Origin of the sequence: Paenarthrobacter sp. C1, assembly GCF_049315185.1 — a bacterium.
In the GTDB taxonomy this organism is placed as follows: Bacteria; Actinomycetota; Actinomycetes; order Actinomycetales; family Micrococcaceae; genus Arthrobacter; species Arthrobacter nicotinovorans.
In genome coordinates, this window is sequence record NZ_CP186052.1 from 3,828,061 (window position 1) to 3,847,265 (window position 19,205).

Annotated in this window: 17 protein-coding genes; 6 read left to right on the forward strand and 11 right to left on the reverse strand. The window is 63.1% G+C overall.

The window, feature by feature from the left end:
- Positions 1-140: 140 nt before the first annotated feature.
- Positions 141-1,169 carry a LacI family DNA-binding transcriptional regulator gene (locus ACNAOU_RS17855; protein ID WP_422757402.1) on the forward strand — a complete coding sequence of 343 codons (1,029 nt, stop codon included), beginning with the start codon at positions 141-143 and terminating at the stop codon, positions 1,167-1,169.
- A 69-nt stretch (positions 1,170-1,238) separates the two neighbouring features.
- On the opposite strand, the gene ACNAOU_RS17860 is transcribed toward ACNAOU_RS17855, so the two are convergent.
- Complete coding sequence (locus ACNAOU_RS17860) at positions 1,239-1,934, reverse strand: FadR/GntR family transcriptional regulator (RefSeq protein WP_018777006.1); 696 nt, start codon at positions 1,932-1,934, stop codon at positions 1,239-1,241.
- Positions 1,935-2,024: 90 nt separating this feature from the next.
- Here ACNAOU_RS17860 and ACNAOU_RS17865 point away from each other — a divergent pair, with 90 nt between their 5' ends.
- Positions 2,025-3,356 (forward strand): alpha-hydroxy acid oxidase, encoded by a 1,332-nt coding sequence (locus tag ACNAOU_RS17865; protein ID WP_018777007.1) that lies wholly within the window; start codon positions 2,025-2,027, stop codon positions 3,354-3,356.
- A gap of 86 nt (positions 3,357-3,442) precedes the next feature.
- On the opposite strand, the gene gdhA is transcribed toward ACNAOU_RS17865, so the two are convergent.
- A complete protein-coding gene (gdhA, locus tag ACNAOU_RS17870) occupies positions 3,443-4,780 on the reverse strand; it encodes an NADP-specific glutamate dehydrogenase (protein WP_055971149.1) in 1,338 nt (445 codons plus the stop codon).
- A 208-nt stretch (positions 4,781-4,988) separates the two neighbouring features.
- A complete protein-coding gene (locus ACNAOU_RS17875; protein WP_422757403.1) occupies positions 4,989-5,522 on the reverse strand; it encodes an ArsR/SmtB family transcription factor in 534 nt (177 codons plus the stop codon).
- A gap of 177 nt (positions 5,523-5,699) precedes the next feature.
- Between ACNAOU_RS17875 and ACNAOU_RS17880 the strand changes: the two genes are divergently transcribed.
- Positions 5,700-6,176 (forward strand): hypothetical protein, encoded by a 477-nt coding sequence (locus tag ACNAOU_RS17880; protein WP_422757405.1) that lies wholly within the window; start codon positions 5,700-5,702, stop codon positions 6,174-6,176.
- A 23-nt stretch (positions 6,177-6,199) separates the two neighbouring features.
- Here ACNAOU_RS17880 and ACNAOU_RS17885 read toward each other — a convergent pair whose 3' ends face one another.
- Positions 6,200-7,426, reverse strand: coding sequence for an acetoin utilization protein AcuC (locus tag ACNAOU_RS17885; RefSeq protein ID WP_189075403.1), 1,227 nt, complete (start codon positions 7,424-7,426; stop codon positions 6,200-6,202).
- Between the two features lie 102 nt (positions 7,427-7,528).
- Between ACNAOU_RS17885 and ACNAOU_RS17890 the strand changes: the two genes are divergently transcribed.
- Both ACNAOU_RS17890 and ACNAOU_RS17895 read left to right on the forward strand, forming a co-directional pair.
- A complete protein-coding gene (locus tag ACNAOU_RS17890; RefSeq protein ID WP_018777012.1) occupies positions 7,529-8,962 on the forward strand; it encodes a TrkH family potassium uptake protein in 1,434 nt (477 codons plus the stop codon).
- A 40-nt stretch (positions 8,963-9,002) separates the two neighbouring features.
- A complete protein-coding gene (locus ACNAOU_RS17895) occupies positions 9,003-9,641 on the forward strand; it encodes a potassium channel family protein (protein ID WP_011775951.1) in 639 nt (212 codons plus the stop codon).
- 64 nt (positions 9,642-9,705) lie between these two features.
- Here the strand turns inward: ACNAOU_RS17895 and proC are convergent, their stop codons facing one another.
- The 7 genes from proC to ACNAOU_RS17930 form a co-directional block, all read right to left on the reverse strand.
- Positions 9,706-10,536 (reverse strand): pyrroline-5-carboxylate reductase, encoded by an 831-nt coding sequence (gene proC, locus ACNAOU_RS17900; RefSeq protein ID WP_422757406.1) that lies wholly within the window; start codon positions 10,534-10,536, stop codon positions 9,706-9,708.
- Positions 10,537-10,854: 318 nt separating this feature from the next.
- Positions 10,855-11,685, reverse strand: a complete 831-nt coding sequence (locus ACNAOU_RS17905; RefSeq protein ID WP_018777014.1) for a sugar phosphate isomerase/epimerase family protein — start codon at positions 11,683-11,685, stop codon at positions 10,855-10,857.
- Position 11,686: 1 nt separating this feature from the next.
- Positions 11,687-12,808 (reverse strand): Ppx/GppA phosphatase family protein, encoded by a 1,122-nt coding sequence (locus tag ACNAOU_RS17910; protein WP_018777015.1) that lies wholly within the window; start codon positions 12,806-12,808, stop codon positions 11,687-11,689.
- A gap of 89 nt (positions 12,809-12,897) precedes the next feature.
- Complete coding sequence (locus ACNAOU_RS17915) at positions 12,898-13,332, reverse strand: SseB family protein (RefSeq protein WP_018777016.1); 435 nt, start codon at positions 13,330-13,332, stop codon at positions 12,898-12,900.
- A gap of 65 nt (positions 13,333-13,397) precedes the next feature.
- A complete protein-coding gene (topA, locus tag ACNAOU_RS17920) occupies positions 13,398-16,121 on the reverse strand; it encodes a type I DNA topoisomerase (protein ID WP_018777017.1) in 2,724 nt (907 codons plus the stop codon).
- A gap of 124 nt (positions 16,122-16,245) precedes the next feature.
- Complete coding sequence (locus tag ACNAOU_RS17925; RefSeq protein WP_026267060.1) at positions 16,246-16,956, reverse strand: ArsR/SmtB family transcription factor; 711 nt, start codon at positions 16,954-16,956, stop codon at positions 16,246-16,248.
- Positions 16,953-18,602, reverse strand: coding sequence for a DUF7059 domain-containing protein (locus ACNAOU_RS17930; protein ID WP_422757407.1), 1,650 nt, complete (start codon positions 18,600-18,602; stop codon positions 16,953-16,955). Before ACNAOU_RS17930 ends, ACNAOU_RS17925 begins: the two co-directional genes overlap by 4 nt.
- A gap of 93 nt (positions 18,603-18,695) precedes the next feature.
- Here ACNAOU_RS17930 and ACNAOU_RS17935 point away from each other — a divergent pair, with 93 nt between their 5' ends.
- Entirely contained in the window at positions 18,696-19,139 is a 444-nt protein-coding gene (locus ACNAOU_RS17935; RefSeq protein WP_052247271.1) for a hypothetical protein, read from the forward strand.
- Positions 19,140-19,205: the final 66 nt, after the last annotated feature.

The following is a 19,205-nucleotide window of genomic DNA, read 5'->3' on the forward strand; positions in this document are numbered from 1 at the left end:
GGCCCGGGTTCGTGTGGAAGAATAACTGAGAAAGCGTTTTCTCGGAGGGATATAAGCTTTCTATCAAGACTCAGGTGGTCACGTCAACCACTGCTCCAACGACGGAGCACACGCGCGGCAGGCAAAAGGGAAGGGGCCACATGGCACGCAGGAACACCAACAGGCGCGTTGGGATTGCCGACGTCGCGGAGAAGGCCGGCGTTTCGCACGCCACGGTTTCACGCGTCATGAACGGTAACGCCGCGGTTGATCCCGGCATCGCCGCTCGGGTCCGTGCGGCTGCGGCCGAGCTCAAGTACCAACCCAACCCCGTGGGCCGAAGCCTGGCACTCGGGAAAACCGACACCATCGGCATTGTGGTCCCGGACCTGGCGAACCCCACCTTCCAGGCCATCCTGCGCGGACTCAGCATCGCAGCAGCCCAGGATGGGTACCGTGTCCTCATTGCCGACTCTTCGGAAGTCACCAGCGAAGAAGCGATCCTGGCCGGCGAGGCCCGGCGGCGCTGTGATGGCGTTGTCCTGTGCGCGCCCCGCATGGGCGATGCCGAACTTGAGGAACTGGCACCCACCCTGCACCCGCTGGTACTCATCAACCGGACCACTTTTGCCACCAACACTCCGAGCCTGAGCGTGGACTATGGCCAGGGCATCCAGGAACTGGCGCAGCACCTGGTATCCCTGGGTCACCGCAGGCTGGTATTCCTTTCCGGGCCCGAGCACAGCGCTTCAAACCGGCAGCGGCTGGTGGGTTTGGACCAGTTCCGGAAGGAGCACCCGGAGATCGAACTGCAGATGCTCCCAGGAGGTTCGAACTTCGATTCGGGCCACGAATCCACGGATGCCATCATCGCCAGCGGCGCCACGGGCATCCTGGCCTTCAACGACCTCGTAGCCATGGGCCTGCTCAGTGGCTTGCACGAGCGCGGAATCCGCATCCCGGAGGACATTTCGGTCACCGGCTTCGATGACATTCCGTTTGCAAAATACACCACACCCCCGCTCACGACTGCGGCCGTGCCCATCAACGAACTCGGGAGCCTGGCCTGGCGGAGGATGCGCGAACAGATCCAGCAGGCCGGCGATGCCCCCGTCCAGGCTCAGGACGAATTCTCGCCCAGGGTCGAGATCCGGAAGAGCACCGCAGCCCCTGCCCTCAAGCCCGCTTAGAAAGCAACGCGGGGTCACTTATGGCCCTTTCGGGGGGCTTCTATGGGCCATAAGTGACCCCGCGTTGCTCTATGACCCGTGGGACGAGCCCACTCCGGCTTCTTTGTAGAAGCCTTGGATGTGGGCCGCCACCAGCGCAGCCGCCGTGCCGCCGTCGTTGTTGTTCACCGCGGCGAGGATGGCGCGGTGTTCCGCCCTCAGCCTGGCGCACGTGGCACTCCAGTCGGGCAGGTTCCCTGTCAGCTCACCCGCATAGTTTTCGATCGCGCCCCGCAGCGACGCCATCATCGCACTGACGACGGCGTTTCCCGCCGCCTCGGCGAGGGCAACGTGGAAGCGGGCGTCGAGAGCCAGGAACGCGTCGATATCCTGCTCGGAATCCATCTGATCCAGCAGACCTGCGGCCTCCTCCAGCGCCGGAACACCCGTCTTGGCGCGCTCCGCCGCCCAGGATTCCAGAAGGACCCGCGTCTCCACGATATCGGCCACGGGAAGATGGCGCGTGGCCACATGAAGCCGGAGGGTGGATCCCAGCGCAGAGCCCGGTTCCGCGATGACCACGGTCCCGGCGTCCTTCCCCGAACCAACGCCCGCGCGGACCACACCCATTGCTTCGAGAATCCTGACTGCTTCCCGGACGGAAGTCCGGGACACCTGCAGCTGCTCCGCCATGGTCCGCTCGCCGGGCAGGCGCCCTCCGAGCGTGAGGTCGCCGTCGGAGAGCTGCTTCTCGATCCATTGCAGGACAAGTTCGTGGGTACGCATAACGGAATACTAGTTGATGTGGTCCGACCACATGGATTACAGTGTGGTTAGACCACAGTGGCAGGACCACAGAATTCAAGGGAGAACCGCATGACCGACACCCTCGATCCCAAGATCACCGCCGCCCCCGCAAATGCCGGGAGCGACGAAAACGTGAGCCGCCCGCCCCAGCCGCGACCCGCCGTCGTGCAGCCTCCGGCACTGAAGCGCCGCATCCCCAAAGTCTCGGACCTTGCCCCGCTGATGCAGTTCAAGAAGCCGGAATTCAGCAAGACCGCACGGCTGAAGCGCGCCAGCACCATCTGGGAATTGCGGGACATCGCCAAGCGCCGCACTCCGAAGGCTCCATTTGACTACACCGACGGTGCCGCCGAAGAAGAAATCACGCTGCGCCGGGCACGCCAGGCTTTCCAAGACATCGAGTTCCGCCCGGGCATCCTCCGCGACGTATCGCGGATCGATCTCCGCACGGACATTCTCGGCAAGGAATCACGCCTCCCCTTCGGCATCGCACCCACCGGGTTCACGCGCATGATGCAGTCCGAGGGCGAATACGCCGGCTCGCAGGCCGCTGAGGCCGCGGGTATTCCCTACACCTTGTCCACCATGGGCACCGCCTCGATCGAGGATGTCGCCACCGCAGCCCCGAACGGCCGCAACTGGTTCCAGCTTTACCTGTGGACCGACCGCGACCGCTCGCTCGAACTGATCGAACGTGCCGCCAAGGCAGGAAACGACACCCTCATGGTCACCGTGGACACTGCTGTGGCCGGGGCGCGCCTTCGCGATGTCCGCAACGGCATGACCATCCCGCCGGCGCTGACGGTGAAAACGGTCCTGGACGCGTCGTACCGTCCGGCGTGGTGGTTCAACTTCCTCACGCACGAACCCCTCACATTCGCGTCGCTGTCGCGCTACACCGGTACGGTTGCTGACCTCATCAACTCCATGTTCGACCCCACCCTCACCTATGAGGACCTGGACTGGCTCCGTGAAACCTGGAAGGGCAAGCTGGTGGTCAAGGGCATCCAGACCGTTGAAGACGCCCGTAAGGTAGTGGACCACGGCGCCGACGGAATCATCCTGTCCAACCACGGCGGACGGCAACTGGACCGCGCGCCGATCCCCTTCCACCTGCTCCCAGACGTCACCTCGGCATTGAAGGCAGACAACAGCCAGGCCGAAATCATCCTGGACACCGGCATCATGAGCGGCGCCGACATCGTGGCCGCCTTGGCCCTGGGCGCCGACTTCGCACTGATCGGCCGTGCCTACCTTTACGGCCTGATGGCCGGGGGCCGTGAAGGCGTGGACCGGACCATCCAGATCCTGGAGAAGGACATGACCCGGACCATGGCACTCCTGGGCGTCAGTAAGGTCTCGGACCTGAACCCGGACCACGTGCGGCTCCTGCAGCGCTGAGTTCAGCCAAGCACATACCGAGCACAAAGCTGTAGAGGCCGTTTTGAATATTCAAAACGGCCTCTGCTTTTGGATTTGGGGAGGGGCTAGATCAGGCCCTGCGCAAGCATCGCATCGGCTACCTTGACGAAGCCACCGATATTGGCCCCCACCACGTAGTTTCCAGGCGCCCCGTATTCCTCGGCAGTCTCGGCGCAACGGTCATGGATACCCACCATGATCTCGGTGAGGCGCTGCTCGGTGTGCTCGAAAGACCAGGAGTCACGGCTGGCGTTCTGCTGCATTTCCAGCGCGGAGGTCGCAACACCGCCGGCGTTGGCGGCCTTGCCCGGACCGAACAGGATCCCAGCTTCCTGGAACACGGATACGGCCGAACGCGTGGAGGGCATGTTGGCGCCCTCGGCCACGGCGATCAGTCCATTGCTGACCAGCTTGGCTGCGGCCTCGCCGTCGAGTTCATTCTGGGTGGCGCACGGCAGCGCGACAGTACCATTCACATCCCATACGGAACCGCCGGCAACGTGGCTGGCACCCGGCCGCCGGGCAGCGTAATCGGTGAGGCGCCCGCGCTCGACCTCCTTGATCTGGCTCAACAGCGCGACGTCGATCCCCGCCTCGTCCACGATGTAGCCGGCCGAATCGGAGCAGGCCACCACCGTGGCACCGAGGGACTGCGCCTTGGCGATGGCGTGAATGGCGACATTGCCCGACCCGGAGACCACCACACGCTGGCCGTCAAAGGACTGGCCCTTGGTCTTGAGCATCTCCTGGGCGAAAATCACGGTGCCATACCCGGTGGCTTCGGGACGGACCAGGGAACCACCCCAGGAAATGCCCTTACCCGTGAGGACGCCCGATTCGTAGCGGTTGGTGATGCGCTTGTACTGGCCAAAGAGGTAGCCGATTTCGCGGCCACCCACGCCGATATCGCCGGCCGGAACGTCGGTGTACTCGCCGATGTGACGGTATAGCTCCGTCATGAAGGACTGGCAGAAGCGCATGATTTCGGCGTCGGAACGTCCGCGGGGATCGAAGTCCGAGCCGCCTTTGCCGCCGCCGATCGGCATGCCCGTGAGGGCGTTCTTGAAGATCTGCTCGAAACCGAGGAACTTGACGATGCCCAGATACACGGAGGGGTGGAAGCGGAGTCCACCTTTGTAGGGTCCGAGCGCGGAGTTGAACTCCACCCGGAAGCCGCGGTTCACGTGGACGCGTCCGGCGTCGTCGGTCCACGGGACGCGGAAGATGATCTGGCGTTCGGGTTCGCACAGGCGTTCCAGGACGGCACCCTCCAGGAACTCGGGATGACGGTCGTGCACCGGGCCAAGGCTTTCGAAGACCTCACTGACGGCCTGGTGGAATTCCTTCTCCCCCGGGTTCCTCGCCAAAACAGTGTCGCGGACGGCTTCGAGCCTTGAATCCATGCGTCTTCCTAACCTCGGTGCGCCGGCCAGCGGCGGGACGAATCAGTCCCGCCCATGGTTGCACCCGAGGACATAGGATCTCCATCCGGAGCCAATGTGACCCTCCGGATGGAGTTAACACAACCGTAGAAAATCACCGATAAATCAAGGAACGGGAAGGTTAACAAGAACTCACAATGTGACGAGGATCACGTTAGCTGGAGGCTTCTCAGCGTTTGCGGCCGAACTTGGGGAGGTTGGGCAGATTCGGCAGATTGGCCAACAGGTCAGCAGCCTTGGTGGCGGCCCGGCCCACGGTCCGGCCGATTTGCTGGGGAACGGTATCGTCGGATGCCGGATCGAGTGAGACGGGCGTGCCGCTTGCGTGGACCTTCGCGGCTTGGTTGATTGCCTCGGGAAGGGTCGGCGTCTCAACCGGGGCGGCTGTAGGCTCGACGGCAGCCGGCGCAGCGGCAGGCGCGACGGCGGCGGGAACCGAGGGACCGACGTCGAACGTTTCGAGCCAATTGGCGACGCCGGCCAGCGGCTTGGGATTGAGCGCGTAGAAGCGCTTCTGGCCCTGGGCGCGCATGCTGACGAGATCGGCCTCGCGGAGCACCTTCAGATGCTTGGAGATAGTGGGCTGGCTCGCAGCCAGTTCCTCCACCAGTTCGCCTACTGCTTTATCCCCAGAGCGGAGGGAGACCAGGATGTCGCGCCTGGTTGCCTCAGCTATGACGGCAAATACGTCGTCAGTCACCATGCCTTACACCCTAGCGACATATACGCCGATTGGCATCCCTGTTTCGTTGTGATGCGGCGGGTTTCGTTGTGATGCGGCGGCAGTTCGTTGACCCTCCCCATGGCTGGTGCTACAACAGAGTCACGGCCCGTCCGGGCTCCCAGGACCCCGGCCGCCCAGAGCGCGGGGTGAGTGGCAATGACTGACTTCTTTCGGCGGCACATCTTCAACATCATCGCCGCAGTCTTCCTCGCTTTGTTCGTCCTCGTGTGGGCTACTGTGCTGCTGCGGGTCGGGACCTGGGTGCCCACCGGCGGCGCCAAAGCCCCCGAACTCAACGGCGCCCTGGTGACCGCGGCGGGAGTCCTGGCGACCTCGCTGAGTTCCCTGACGGCGTCGGCCTTGGGTTTCACCATCGCCGAAGTCAAGAGCGGGAACCAGAAGGCCGGCGACCCGAATCCCGTGATCCGCCCGTCAGAGGTGGCCATGAAACTCTCTGGCCGGGTGATCTTCGCCATCATGGTCTACATGACCATGGGGATGCTGGTCCTGGTGGTCTGGTTATTCAAAGGACAGGCATCCACGGATCTGATCGGTGCTTTCGCCCTGTCCCTGCTGGGCTGGCTCATCGGCGCAGCGGGAGTGGTCTTCCAAACGGAGAAGACCGAGCCCTAGCCTAAGGCCCCACGAACCGCGCCTTAGTCGAACCACGGATCCAATCCATACAGCGGGAAGATTTCCTTACGGGTCGCTATGACCGTCCGGTCAACCTCGTCCGCGGGATCGTAGCCAACCTCCCAGGAGCGCCACCAGACGTCAACGTCGTCACCCATCGACTCCGGTGCCGTCACTCCGTACGTTTCCTTCACATAGGTCCGCCAGGCTTCCGGCACCGGGGTGCTGAGCGGCACAGGGCGCTGCGTCACCATGCCGATCAGGTGGCTCCACGCGCGCGGCACAACGCCGGTGACGTCGTAGCCGCCTCCCCCGGTGGCGATCCAACGGTTGTCGCAATAGCGGGCAGCAAGACTCGCGACGGCGGAAGCGGCCTCGCGCTGTCCGTCGATACTCAGGTTGAGGTGCGTCAGGGGATCGTTCCGATGCGAGTCGCAGCCGTGCTGGCTCACGATCACCTCAGGTTGGAAGGCTCCCACCAGCTGCGGAACCACAGCATGGAAAGCCCGCAACCAGGCGGCGTCCCCAGTGAACGTCGGAAGCGCAACGTTGACTGCTGTTCCGATCGCGTCCGGCCCACCGGTTTCGTTGGCGAAACCCGTTCCGGGGAACAGCGTGAGGCCTGTTTCGTGGAGGCTGATGGTCATGACGCGGGGGTCGTTCCAGAAAATACCCTGCGTGCCGTCCCCGTGGTGGGCGTCGACGTCGATGCTCACCACGCGCTGCACACCGCCGTCGAGCAGCCGCTGGATGGCCATGGCGACATCGTTGTAAACGCAGAATCCGCTGGCCCGCTCCCGGGCGGCGTGGTGCATGCCGCCGCTGAAGTTCACGGCCCGCACAGCGCGGCCGGAAAGGATGGTGTCAGCCGCCAGAAGCGATCCTCCGGCCAGGCGGGCGCTGGCTTCATGCATTCCTAAAAAGGCGGGGTCGTCTTCGGTGCCCAGGCCACGGTCTTCCTCCGGAGTGGACGGGTCTTCGCTGACGCGGCGAACCGCCGCCACATATCCGGGGCTGTGGACAGAAAGAAGTTCGACGTCGGTCGCCACGTTGGGTGCCTCCACCGCCACATGATGGTGTCCGAAGAGTCCCAACGATTCCGCGAGGCGGGCTGTCAGTTCCAGCCGCTGCGGAGCCATGGGATGGCCCGGACCAAAATTGTAGGCAGTCATGGCTGGATCCCACACCACCGTCGTTGGCAGTGCGGACCGCGTAATGCTGGAAGCAGCTGTTCCAAGCCTGGAGTTCATCCAGAACAGGCTACCTGAGGCTGGAACGCCTCAACGCCCGGTTACGCGCGCGAATAGTGGTTTACTACTCAGGAAAGCTTGTTTCAACCAAGGAAGAACGCCATGTCCCACAGCCAGTCGCGGTCAACGAGCCCGAGCAACTGGCAACCCATTCAGCAGGAACGCGAAGGTCTCTGGATCTTCACGCGCGTGCGTGACTTCATCGACAACATTGCCAACACCTCACCGGCGCGTTTGGCACTGACGGTGTTCGCCGTCGTCATCCTGTTCTTCACTGGATTGCTGTCCCTTCCCGCGGCCTCGACGGAAGGGGTGGTGACGCCACTGCACCAGGCTCTGTTCACTGCCGTATCGAGTGTCTGCGTCACCGGGTTGACTGTGGTTTCCACAGCCACCCATTGGACGTTTTTCGGCCAGCTCGTCATCCTGGTCGGCATCTTCGTTGGAGGCTTGGGCACCCTCACGCTGGCCTCACTCCTGGCCCTCATGGTCAGCAAGCGGCTCGGTGTGCGCGGCAAGCTCATCGCACAGGAAGCCATGAACAACGCAGGCCGCCTCGGTGAGGTGGGTACCCTGCTCCGAATCGTGATCGTGACCTCGGTGGTCATCGAAGGGGCCCTCGCACTGGCGCTCATTCCGCGCTTCATAGTGCTCGGCGAAGACTTCTGGCAAGCGGTGTGGCACGGAGTTTTCTACTCGATCTCTTCTTTCAACAACGCCGGTTTCACGCCCCACTCGGACGGCATCGTGCCCTACGAAACCGACCTCTGGATACTTGTGCCCCTGATGCTCGGGGTCTTCCTCGGCAGCCTGGGCTTCCCGGTAGTGATGGTGCTGCAGCAGAACGGGCTCAACTGGAAGAAATGGAACCTCCACACCAAGCTCACCATCCAGGTTTCCTTTATCCTGCTCGTCGCCGGCACAGTGCTCTGGGCCATGATGGAGTGGGACAACGTGCGGACCATCGCGAACATGGACCTCGGCGACAAGATCACGCATTCGCTCTTTGCGTCCGTAATGACGCGTTCGGGCGGCTTCAACCTGGTGGACCAGAACCACATGGAATCCACCACCATGCTCCTCACCGACGCACTCATGTTTGCCGGCGGAGGGTCCGCCTCCACAGCAGGTGGCATCAAAGTGACCACCATTGCCGTCATGTTCCTTGCCATCATGGCCGAAGCCCGTGGTGACGCCGATGTGAAGGTCTACGGTCGTACCATTCCCCAAGGCACCATGCGTGTGGCCATTTCGGTGATCGTTGCTGGCGCCACCTTGGTATCCGTGGCAGCATTCTTGTTGCTCTCCATCAGCGGAGCGTCGCTGGACCGGGTGCTTTTCGAATCCATCTCCGCCTTCGCCACCGTGGGACTCAGCACCAACCTCAGTGCCGAGCTGCCGCCGTCGGGAGTTTATGTACTGACAGCGCTGATGTTCGCCGGACGCGTCGGCACAGTAACCCTTGCAGCCGGCCTGGCCCTGCGCCAGCGCAGCCAGCTGTTCCACTACCCGGAAGAGAGGCCAATCATTGGCTAACACCACGGGGGCTGCCAACCGCCCCGCACACAATGCCCCAGTGCTGGTCATTGGCCTGGGCCGGTTCGGCTCTGCCACAGCCGAACAATTGGTGAAGCAGGGCCGCGAAGTTTTGGCCATCGAGCGCGACCGCACGCTGGTTCAAAAGTGGGCCCCTGTGCTGACGCACGTTGTGGAGGCCGATGCCACCAACATCGATGCCCTCCGCCAATTGGGTGCCCAGGAGTTCAGCTCCGCCGTAGTGGGCGTGGGCACCTCCATTGAATCGTCCGTGCTCATCACCGTGAACCTCGTGGACCTCGGCATCCAGCACCTCTGGGTCAAGGCCATCACCCCCTCGCACGGCAAGATCCTCACCCGCATCGGCGCCAACCACGTGATCTACCCGGAGGCCGACGCCGGCGTGCGCGCCGCCCACCTGGTATCGGGCAGGATGCTGGACTTCATCGAGTTCGACGACGACTACGCAATCGTCAAGATGTACCCGCCCAAGGAAACGGTTGGCTTCACGCTGGAAGAGTCCAAGGTCCGTTCCAAATACGGTGTGACGATTGTCGGCGTGAAAACCCCCGGCGAGGACTTCACCTACGCCCGGCCGGAAACCAAAGTGTCCGGCCACGACATGTTGATCGTGTCCGGACACGTAGACCTGCTGGAGCGGTTCGCCGCCCGCCCGTAGCCACTGATTTTTGGTACAGCAAACGCCCTTCCGCCGCTCGCGGGAGGGCGTTTGCCGTAGGGAACTAGCCGAGCTGCTTGGTGATCTCCGCTGCGCGGGCCGCTGCAGCCCTGGCGCCGTCGGCAATGATCCTGGGGATCCCGCCGTCGTCAAATGCCATGATGGCGCGTTCAGTCGTGCCGTTGGGGCTCGTGACGGCGATGCGGAGCGCACGCGGGTCCGCCCCCGGTTCGGCCAGCATGAAACCTGCACCGGCCACCGTCTCGCGTGCCAGCATCAGGGAGAGTTCTTCGTCCAGGCCAAGCTCCACGCCCGCAGCAGCCATTGCTTCAGCCAAATAGAACGCGTAGGCCGGGCCCGAGCCACTGATGGCCGACAACGCGTCCACCTGCTCTTCGGGAACCTCAACCACCTTGCCGGCACCGGCCAACGCCGATTTGACCTTCTCCAGCTGTTCCGGCGTGCAGTGCGTTCCAGGCGAAACAGACACGACGCCGCGGCCCAGCCTGGCAGGGGTGTTGGGCATGGTGCGGATCACCGGCTGGCCTTCCGGCAGCGCCGCCTCAAGCTGCGCGATGGAAACGGCCGCAGCGACGCTCACCACAATGGTGTCCTTCGACAATGACGGGCTGATTTCCCGGGCAAGATCCGCAATGCCCACTGGCTTCACTCCGAGGATGACCATCCCGGAACCTTTGGTCGCCAGCTTATTGTTGTCCGGTTCTTCTTCGCCGGCGATCGCCATGACGCCGTGCCGCTGGGCAAGTTCATCGGCGCGTTCCGGCCGGCGAACCGTTGCCACGATGTCGGAGGGATCCGTGCCCGCTGCGAGCAGACCCCCCATGATTGCCTCGTTCATGGATCCACAGCCAAGGAAAGCGATTCGGTTGCTCATGGCTCCATCATTGCAGCAGACCTTGGACAGGGTCGAATGGGTTCCGGATTCACAGCTTGTTCCCAAGGTTATTGCAGGCAGCACCCATGCTTGGTCCGTAACTTAGTAGTTACCTCATTGAGGGTGCGAGTGATGAGGCGGGCATGGGGATGTCCGCCAGCAGCACCGGTGGCCGGGCGGGTTTTCCCCCATTTCCCGATTCGGCCGCCGGTGCTTTCGCATTTAAGAGCCTGTTCAGGCGCCGACAGGCAGCCCTGAACTGTTCGCATGGCCCGCCGTGGAACGGCAGGCCAAGCGAACAACCCGGGAAATTATTGCCTAGCCACGCTCCGCGTTCGCCGGGATCGTGAGGTGCTGCCGGGCGAAACGCAGGGTTTCGGCGAGCATTTCCTCCCGCTCCCCCGCCACCTTCGCCTTGCGGGTGGAAATCTCTGCCACCACAACGCCGTCGAAGCCGGTGGCTGCCAAGTGCTGCAGGGCATCCGCGCACTGTTGGGTTCCCGTGCCAGGAACCAAGTGTTCGTCCTTGCCCGAGCCCGAGCCGTCCGTCAGGTGGACGTGCCTGAGTTTGCTTCCCAGGGCCTTGATGGCTTCCAGGCTGTTGGCTCCCGCAGTAGCGGCATGCGAGAAGTCCCACGTGACGTCGTCGTAATCCTGTCCCAGCGGATCCCAGTGCGGCAGGTAAGCCACCGCTTCCCGACCCCTCACGCGCCACGGATACATGTTCTCGACGGCGATGCGGACCTGGTAGGTCGTCGCGATCTCACGGACGCCTTCAACGAAGTTCTCCGCGTAGTTGGACTGCCAGCGGAAAGGCGGATGGACCACCACGGTATCGCAACCCACTTCAGCGGCCATCTGGCAGGATTTCTCGATCTTGTTCCACGCCGTGCCCCACACCTGCTGGGTCAACAGCAGGGTGGGTGCGTGGATGGAGACGATCTCCTGGTTGTAGCGGTGGCTGAGCTGGATCAGGGCAGCGGGGTCCTGGCTCACGGCGTTGTTGGTGACCATCACTTCAACGCCCTCGTAGCCCAGGTCCTGGGCGACGGCGAAAGCGTCATGGACACTCAGGGGATAGACGGAGGCGCTGGACAGCGCCACTGGGATCTGGCGGTCATTCACTTCAGGTTCGACGTCGTTGCTCATCTCAGGAGGCCAGCCCGCCTGCCGCGGGGGCTGGAATGGGGGAAGGGGCAGGGGTATTTACCGGGACCGGAAACTCTTTCACATCCGGGTGGGAATCTTCATATTCGGCGCTTCGGCCGTCTTCCTTGGCCGCTTTCTTTTTTGATTTGTCCTTCTTCCTTTTCCCCACGTGGGGTGCGGGGTCGAGGGCTTCCTCAAAAACCAATTGGTCCAGCCGGCGCAGGATCAAGCCTTCCCGCAGTGCCCAAGGACAGATCTCCATCGTGGGGAATTCGAAAAGTTCCAGCGCCGCTTCAGCGACCAGGGCACCAGCCAACAGCTGGCGCGCCCGGGCATCCGAGACACCTGGGAGGTACAGCCTGTCTTCCACCGTCATGGCCGAAATCCGCTGCGCCCACAAGCCCAGGTCCGCCGCATGGAGCTCGCGCTTCACATAGGGTCCGGCGGCGCTGGGAGCGGCGCCGGCAATACGGGCCAGTGAACGGAAGGTCTTGGATGTGCCGGCCACAAGATTAGCGCGGCCGAGTTCGTGGAAGTTGCGGACAACGGGCTTCAAGGTTGAGCGGATGTAGCGCCGGAGTTCCTTGACGCTCTTGGCGCTGGGAGGGTCGTCGTGGAGCCAGTCCCGCGTCAACCGGCTGGCACCCAGAGGGACCGAGGTGGCGAACTCCGGGAGCTCGTCTGTGCCGTAAGCCATTTCGAAGGAGCCGCCTCCGATGTCCAGGTCCAGGATCGGCCCGGCGCCCCAGCCATACCAACGGCGCACGGCGAAGAACGTCATGGAGGCTTCTTCGCTGCCTGTTAGTTCCTGGAGGGTCACAGTGGTTTCGTGCTTGACCCTGGCCAGGACCTCGGGCCCGTTGGTTGCCTCCCGGATGGCCGAGGTACAGAAGGCCAGGAGGTCCTCCGCTTTGTGGCTGGCCGCGAACTCCCAGGCCTCCAGGACGAACTCGATGAGCTCATGCTGGCCCGCGTCGTTGATGTTGCCATCACCGTCGAGGTATTGCACCAGTGACAGCGGACGCTTGTGGGAGGCGAAGGCTACCGGGCGCGCGCCGGGGTGGGCGTCCACCAGCAGAAGGTGGACGGTATTGGACCCGATGTCGAGAACGCCAAGACGCATTCTGCCATTATTCACCGATTTGAAGCCCGGTAAGCAACTTGGCGGTGACGTTTCGCCGACGCGAAGGAAGCCAGCTGCCTGGCTCGCTTCTATTCCGCCTGATCTGCTGCCTCGTCCGCCCGCTTGAAGTCGCGGCGGATATTCGCGATGCCCTCAGGGTCGATTTCGAAGCCGAATTCGCTTCCCGGGTTGATGACCATGCCGAGCTCATCACCGATGTTTCCAAGGATGGCTGAACCCATGGTGCCCAGGACGTGCGGTGCGGCCTCGAGGAAGCGGTCGTCAACGCGGCTGGGATGGCTGAACACTGCAAGAACGGGTTGTCCGTCGGCGTTCGAGAGCACCAACGGCTCAACCGAGGAGTCAGGTCCGTCCACCGCTTCCGAGCTGACGAGGTAGACCTCGTTGTTCAGGAAAGCGAGGATGACGTCCACGGGGTTCGCGTCCGGCTGGTCGGCCAAGGCGAGCTTCGCCTCGAGGTCGTTCAAGGGTCCGTTGTCCGGGGAATCCGTCTGTTCAGTCATGGTTCTACTCGACCACGATGACGGCCGGGACGCAATTCGCGAATGCTTCCCGGCCGACGTCCCGGCTACTTCCTCGCCGCGGCTTTCTTCGCCGGGGCCTTACGTGTGGTGGTCCGCTTGACCGGTCCCTTGGCCCGCTTTTCAGCCAAGAGCTCGACGGCGCGTTCCCGGGTCAGTTCCTCAAGCGAGGTTGAGCGCGGGACAGTAATGTTCGTGACGCCGTCCGTGATGTAGGGCCCGAAGCGGCCTTCCTTCACGACGATGTTCTTCTCCGACACTGGGTCAGGGCCGAACTCGGCCAAGGGCGGGACGGCTGCCCGCGCTCCACGTTGTTTGGGCTGCGAGTAGATCTCCAACGCCTGGTCCAGAGTGATCGTGAAGATTTCCTCTTCGGATCCGATGGACCGCGAGTCCGTGCCCTTCTTCAAGTACGGACCAAAACGGCCGTTCTGGACTGTAATCGGGTTGCCTTCGGCGTCCTCGCCCAGGACCCTCGGAAGGCTCATGAGCTGCAGCGCTTCATCCAGGGTCACGCTGTCCACCGTCATGGACTTGAAGAGCGAACCGGTGCGCGGCTTTGCCTTGACCGGCTTCTTCGGAGGCTTGGGCTTGCCGTTCTTGTAATACTCGACCGGTTGGTTGGCCAACTGTTCCTCGGTCATTTCCGGGATGATCTCGGTGACGTAGGCACCGTAGCGACCATTCTTTGCCACAACCGTGTGACCGGTGTGCGGGTCGGTTCCCAGAACGCGTTCCTCGGGAGCGGCTGTCTCCATGAGTTCTTTGGCTTTTTCGGCCGTGAGCTCGTCGGGAGCGAGTTCCTCAGGGACATTGGCGCGGGCAGACTCAACTACCTCGCCCGTCTTCTCATCCACCGTGGGGATGGAGCTCTCCAGGTAGGGTCCGAACTTGCCAACGCGCAGCGTGATGCCTTCTGCGATCGGCACCGAGTTGATTTCCCGCGCATCAATTTCGCCCAGGTTGTTGACGATGCTCAGCAGGCCGGGATCGGCGTCTTCACCGTAGTAGAAGTGCTTGAGCCAGGCGGTACCCGCTGCCTGGCCGTTGGCGATCTTGTCCAGGTCGCCTTCCATGTCGGCCGTGAACTCGTAGTCCACGTAGTCCGTGAAGTGCTGCTCCAGCAACCGGATCACCGAGAAGGCAATCCAGCTGGGAACCAGGGCAGAGCCCTGTTTCCGGACGTATCCGCGGTCCTGGATGGTGGAAATCGTGGACGCATACGTGGATGGGCGGCCGATGCCGCGCTTTTCCAGCTCTGCGGTGAGGGACGCTTCCGTGTACCGCGGGGGCGGGGACGTTTCGTGGCCAACAGCAACGATGTCCGAAGCAGTCAGGGAATCGTCCTTGGCAACGTTCGGCAGGCGGCGGGCTTCATCGGATTCGTCGTCGCCGCGGCTTTCGTCCTTGCCCTCTTCGTAGGCGGCAAGGAAGCCGGGGAACGTAATGACGGTGCCGGAGGCGGAGAACTCTGCGTCACGTCCATCGGCGGCAACTGCGCCCAGGCGGATCGTGGCAGTGGATCCCTTGGCATCGGCCATCTGCGAGGCGACGGTGCGCTTCCAGATGAGTTCGTACAACCGGAATTCGTCGCCGCTAAGCTGCTTGGCAACCTGGGCCGGAGTGCGGAAGGAGTCACCAGCGGGGCGGATGGCTTCGTGGGCTTCCTGGGCGTTGGCCGCCTTGTTTGCGTAAACGCGCGGGCTCTGGGGTACGTACTCGGGTCCGTACAGTTCAGCAGCCTGGCGGCGGGAAGCGGTCAGCGCTTCATCGCTCAGCGCCGAGGAGTCGGTACGCATATAGGTGATGTAGCCGTTTTCATACAGGCGCTGCGCGATCTGCATGGTGCTCTTGGAGGAGAACCGGAGCTTGCGGCCAGCTTCCTGCTGCAACGTCGAGGTTGTGAACGGAGCTGCAGGCCGGCGCGTGTACGGCTTGGTGTCTACGGAACGGACACGGAAATCAGCGTTTTCCAGGCCTGACGCCAGAGACGTGGCCAGTTCCTCGTTGAGATGGACAACGTTGCTGGACGTGAGCTGGCCGTTGTCGTTGAAATCGCGGCCGCTGGCCACCTTGGCACCATCCACGGCGGCGAGCTTGGCCTTGAAGGATCCTGATCCTGCGCCGAACTGACCCGTCAGGTCCCAGTACGAGGCTGCCCGGAAGGCCATCCGTTCGCGTTCACGGTCCACGACCATGCGGGTCACCACGGATTGCACGCGGCCCGCCGAGAGTCCGCGGGCTACTTTGCGCCACAGCACGGGGGAAATTTCATAACCGTAGAGCCGGTCGAGGATACGGCGGGTTTCCTGGGCATCGACCAGCGCCGTGTCGACGTCGCGCAGGTTGTCCATGGCCCGGTGGATGGCTTCCTTGGTGATTTCACCAAAGGTCATCCGGTATACGGGAACCTTGGGCTTCAGGACCTCCAGGAGGTGCCACGCGATGGCTTCGCCTTCGCGGTCCCCATCGGTTGCGAGGTAGAGAGCGTCAGCATCTTTCAGCTGGGCTTTGAGCTCGGCAACCTTTTTCTTCTTGTCGGGAGACACCACGTAGTAAGGCTTGAAGTCGTTTTCGATGTCCACCGCGAACTTGCCCAGCGAAGTCTTCTTCAGTTCTGCAGGGAGGTCTGACGGCTGGGGAAGATCCCGGATATGGCCGATGGAAGCCTCGACGATGAAGCCCTCGCCAAGGTACTTGGCGATGGTCTTGCTCTTGGCCGGAGACTCCACGATCACGAGTTTCTTGCCGGTTTTTGCCTTGCTGGGCACGGTGCTCCTACAGAAAAAATGTGTAATTGGGCTGCTGCCCATATTGGCCTAGTTCACCATAGTTTGCAGAATCCTGCGTTTTGGCCAGGGAAACCAGGCGGTCCTTCGGGGACCTGGGATGGTGCTATTGGCCCGGTGCCACGCGGTCGTCAGGGATCATTGACCACAAGGTTGCCATTCGCTGCGCACCCTCGGGAATCCGGGTGGGATCCTCGAGTTCGTACTCCCGCACAACCTCCCGGATCCTGTCCGCAAGCTCTTTCCTCTGCGGGTTGGTCAGGTACAGCAGGTTGCTTGAGAGGACCACGGCTGCGGGCTCCTCCCCCGTTTCCCCCCGCTGGCGCCGCTCACCCCGGGCTTTGGCAAATGCCGATGCCCTGCGTCGGAAGGCGTCCAGTTCCAAGTCCACCACTGCGATCTCCGGGCTGGCGACGCTGCCTCCGGAAATCGTGAAGTCCGTCCCTGCCGCTTTCCAACGCCTTTCACGGGCATCTCCCGAGTTCTCCGCCGGTGCCACAATTCCCCACTTTTGGAGAGCCCGGAGGTGGTAGCTCATGGCGCTCGGGGTCAGGCCCGTCCTGGCGGCAAGTTCGGTGGCCGTGTGGCTTACCTGGGTAGCGTAGAGCTCGGAGATGACCTCAATGCGGGCAGCATGCGCCAAGGCGCGGATAGCCTTGGGATCGGTAATCTCAACCGTCTTCTCTGCCCGCTTCCGCCGCGGGGCGTCTCCCGACGTTTGGGATGTCTCGTTGTTCGCAATCACTTCATCAGTGTAGTCAGGGTCACTATCGGGGCGACCGGACGTCGACGGGCGCGGCACGCCTGGGCCATTCATGAGCCGTACCGCTCCGGGTCGGGAAGCAGGAAACCATCGAGGACCAGGTTGGTGACCTCGCTGAACAATCCCTCACGGAAAACACCTTCGTCGAAGGTATCGTCTCCGCCCAGCAATGCCACCAAGGCAGAAACGATCTGCCTGACAGACAGCTGCCCATCGCAGGCTGAAACAAAGCCGGCCAGTTCCGTGCTCAGCAGGTTGGTACGCCGCAGACCGGCCCCCTGACGCAGGAGGATGACACCCGGATGGGCTGCTCCAGGCCGTTGGTGGCGTTCCTCGGTCACGTCCTCGGCCACTATGAGATGCGCCTCCGGGATGGGGTGCGCGGACACCCAGTCCGCCCTCTCCACCGCGGAACCCAGATGTGGCCCAATCGGCTGCTCTATGGGATAGGTGATTTCCTCGAAGCGGTTGATAACGGCACCGTGCCCGGCCTCGGGGCGGCGCAGCAGGATCATGCCGAAACCGATTCCCTCGACATTCCGGGAAGCGAAGTCGCTGAGGTAGGCGGCGTAGGCGTCCTTGTAATGGCCGCCTTCACGGTTCTGCGAGGCGTCCTGCAGCCATGTTTCAGCGTACTGCTCCGGGCCAACCTGCTCGCGTTGGATAAACCACACATCCAAACCTGAATCCTTCAGCCAGGCCTTCGGACGGTCTTTCCAGCCCGCCCCCGCGGCAATCTCCCAGTTGCCCAGCATCTGCGCGGTACCGCCCGGTTCGAGGACGGAGGCGAGGGACTGCACGAGTGATGCCACGATCCCGTCACCTGCCAATCCGCCGTCCCTGTAGGTGAACTGCTCGGCAGAGGACTCACCGCCGGTGCGGGGAGTGATCACGAACGGCGGGTTGGACACCACCAGACCGAACAGTTCCCCGGCCACCGGCTCCAGCAGCGAGCCCAGCCTCAAGCTCACGCGGGCTTCCAGGTTGTCGGGGTCCAAGTCCAGCTCAGTGGCGTTGAGCAGGAGATTGAAGCGGGTGAAGGCGAGCGCCCGGGGGGAGATATCCGTGGCCGTGACATGCTCACAGTGGTGCAGGAGGTGGAATGTCTGGATCCCGCAGCCCGTACCCAGATCCAACGCGCGTACGGTGTGGCGCCGGGACGTGGTCTGGACAAGCGTTGTGGAGGCCCGGCCAATCCCCAGGACGTGATCGTGCCTCAAAACCCCTGGCTGCTGATGGGCAGCGAGGTCGCTGGCCACCCACAGTTCCGCTCCACCGGTGCCGTCCGCGTTGGCATCCCAGCCATAGGGACGAAGGTCCACCCTGGCCTGGACCATCCCGGACTCAACAGTTACAAGTCCCAGACTTTCCAGTCCGCTCGACCCGGTTCCGGTCAGTGCGGCATCGACATCAGCGACATTTTGCGGAACCGCCAAAAGCCACAGGCGGACAATGACGGCCAGCGCCCGGACGGCCGGGTCTTCGGAGAGCAGCTGACGTTCACTGGCCAACAGGGCTGGAACGAGCTGGTCCCGGGACAGCGCTTCCGAGGCTGACCCGCCCAGGAGCCCGGCCACTCCGTCCACGGTGTAGGAGATGGCACGAAGGTCCGAGGAGAGGGCCAGAAGAAGGTCCGGCTGGTCGCTGCGGGGAGCATCGTCAGTATTGCCGGCGGTAAACAAGGAAGCTGTGTCAGTCACCTTGCCAGTGTAGGTGCGGCACAGCTGCCCATGGGTTCGTCTGTCGCCCTATGTGGACAAAGCACGCCTTCCGAACCCGGTAGCGTTGGATCCATGCTCACTTTCTCCACTGCAAGGCGCCTTGCCGGCCTTGTTTCCATCGCTGCTGCCGCACTGCTGGGGGTCTCAGCCTGCCAGGCTCCGGTCAACATCCAGGATGCCGACGTCCCTGCGTGGAAGGAGAAAGTCCTCCCCGCTACCAGCACCGCTGTGTTGGAGGATTCAGGCAAAATCCTCAACCGGGATCCGCTTGTTAAGGAGTCCGCCGACGTTCCGGCCGGAAATTACACGCTCACCATGGCATGCGATGGCGGCGGCAAGGCCTACTTCGCGGTTTCTTCGGGCGGGAAGAAGATCACCGACGCCGCGGCAGCCTGCAACGCCAGCCTCGATGTGGTGAAGATCAAGGTGCCTGGAAACGGCCCTGTCAGCATCTCAACCAGCAGCGTTGACGCTCCTCTGATCTTTGCCTACCACCTGGTCCCTTCAGGCAGCTAGAACACCGCCACAACGATCCCCGGGGGCGGCCTTCAGCCGGAGCCCGCACGGGCGTAAAGTCAGCTC

Bases quoted from the DNA above. Each gene is read 5' to 3' on its own strand.
- ACNAOU_RS17910 (WP_018777015.1), bottom strand. From the start codon at position 12,808: ATGCGTCTTGGCGTTCTCGACATCGGGTCCAATACCGTCCACCTTCTG.
- ACNAOU_RS17865 (WP_018777007.1), top strand. From the start codon at position 2,025: ATGACCGACACCCTCGATCCCAAGATCACCGCCGCCCCCGCAAATGCC.
- ACNAOU_RS17880 (WP_422757405.1), top strand. From the start codon at position 5,700: ATGACTGACTTCTTTCGGCGGCACATCTTCAACATCATCGCCGCAGTC.
- proC (WP_422757406.1), bottom strand. From the start codon at position 10,536: ATGAGCAACCGAATCGCTTTCCTTGGCTGTGGATCCATGAACGAGGCA.
- ACNAOU_RS17875 (WP_422757403.1), bottom strand. From the start codon at position 5,522: ATGGTGACTGACGACGTATTTGCCGTCATAGCTGAGGCAACCAGGCGC.
- ACNAOU_RS17905 (WP_018777014.1), bottom strand. From the start codon at position 11,685: ATGAGCAACGACGTCGAACCTGAAGTGAATGACCGCCAGATCCCAGTG.
- ACNAOU_RS17855 (WP_422757402.1), top strand. From the start codon at position 141: ATGGCACGCAGGAACACCAACAGGCGCGTTGGGATTGCCGACGTCGCG.
- ACNAOU_RS17925 (WP_026267060.1), bottom strand. From the start codon at position 16,956: ATGAATGGCCCAGGCGTGCCGCGCCCGTCGACGTCCGGTCGCCCCGAT.
- gdhA (WP_055971149.1), bottom strand. From the start codon at position 4,780: ATGGATTCAAGGCTCGAAGCCGTCCGCGACACTGTTTTGGCGAGGAAC.
- ACNAOU_RS17915 (WP_018777016.1), bottom strand. From the start codon at position 13,332: ATGACTGAACAGACGGATTCCCCGGACAACGGACCCTTGAACGACCTC.
- ACNAOU_RS17860 (WP_018777006.1), bottom strand. From the start codon at position 1,934: ATGCGTACCCACGAACTTGTCCTGCAATGGATCGAGAAGCAGCTCTCC.
- ACNAOU_RS17935 (WP_052247271.1), top strand. From the start codon at position 18,696: ATGCTCACTTTCTCCACTGCAAGGCGCCTTGCCGGCCTTGTTTCCATC.
- ACNAOU_RS17890 (WP_018777012.1), top strand. From the start codon at position 7,529: ATGTCCCACAGCCAGTCGCGGTCAACGAGCCCGAGCAACTGGCAACCC.
- ACNAOU_RS17885 (WP_189075403.1), bottom strand. From the start codon at position 7,426: ATGAACTCCAGGCTTGGAACAGCTGCTTCCAGCATTACGCGGTCCGCA.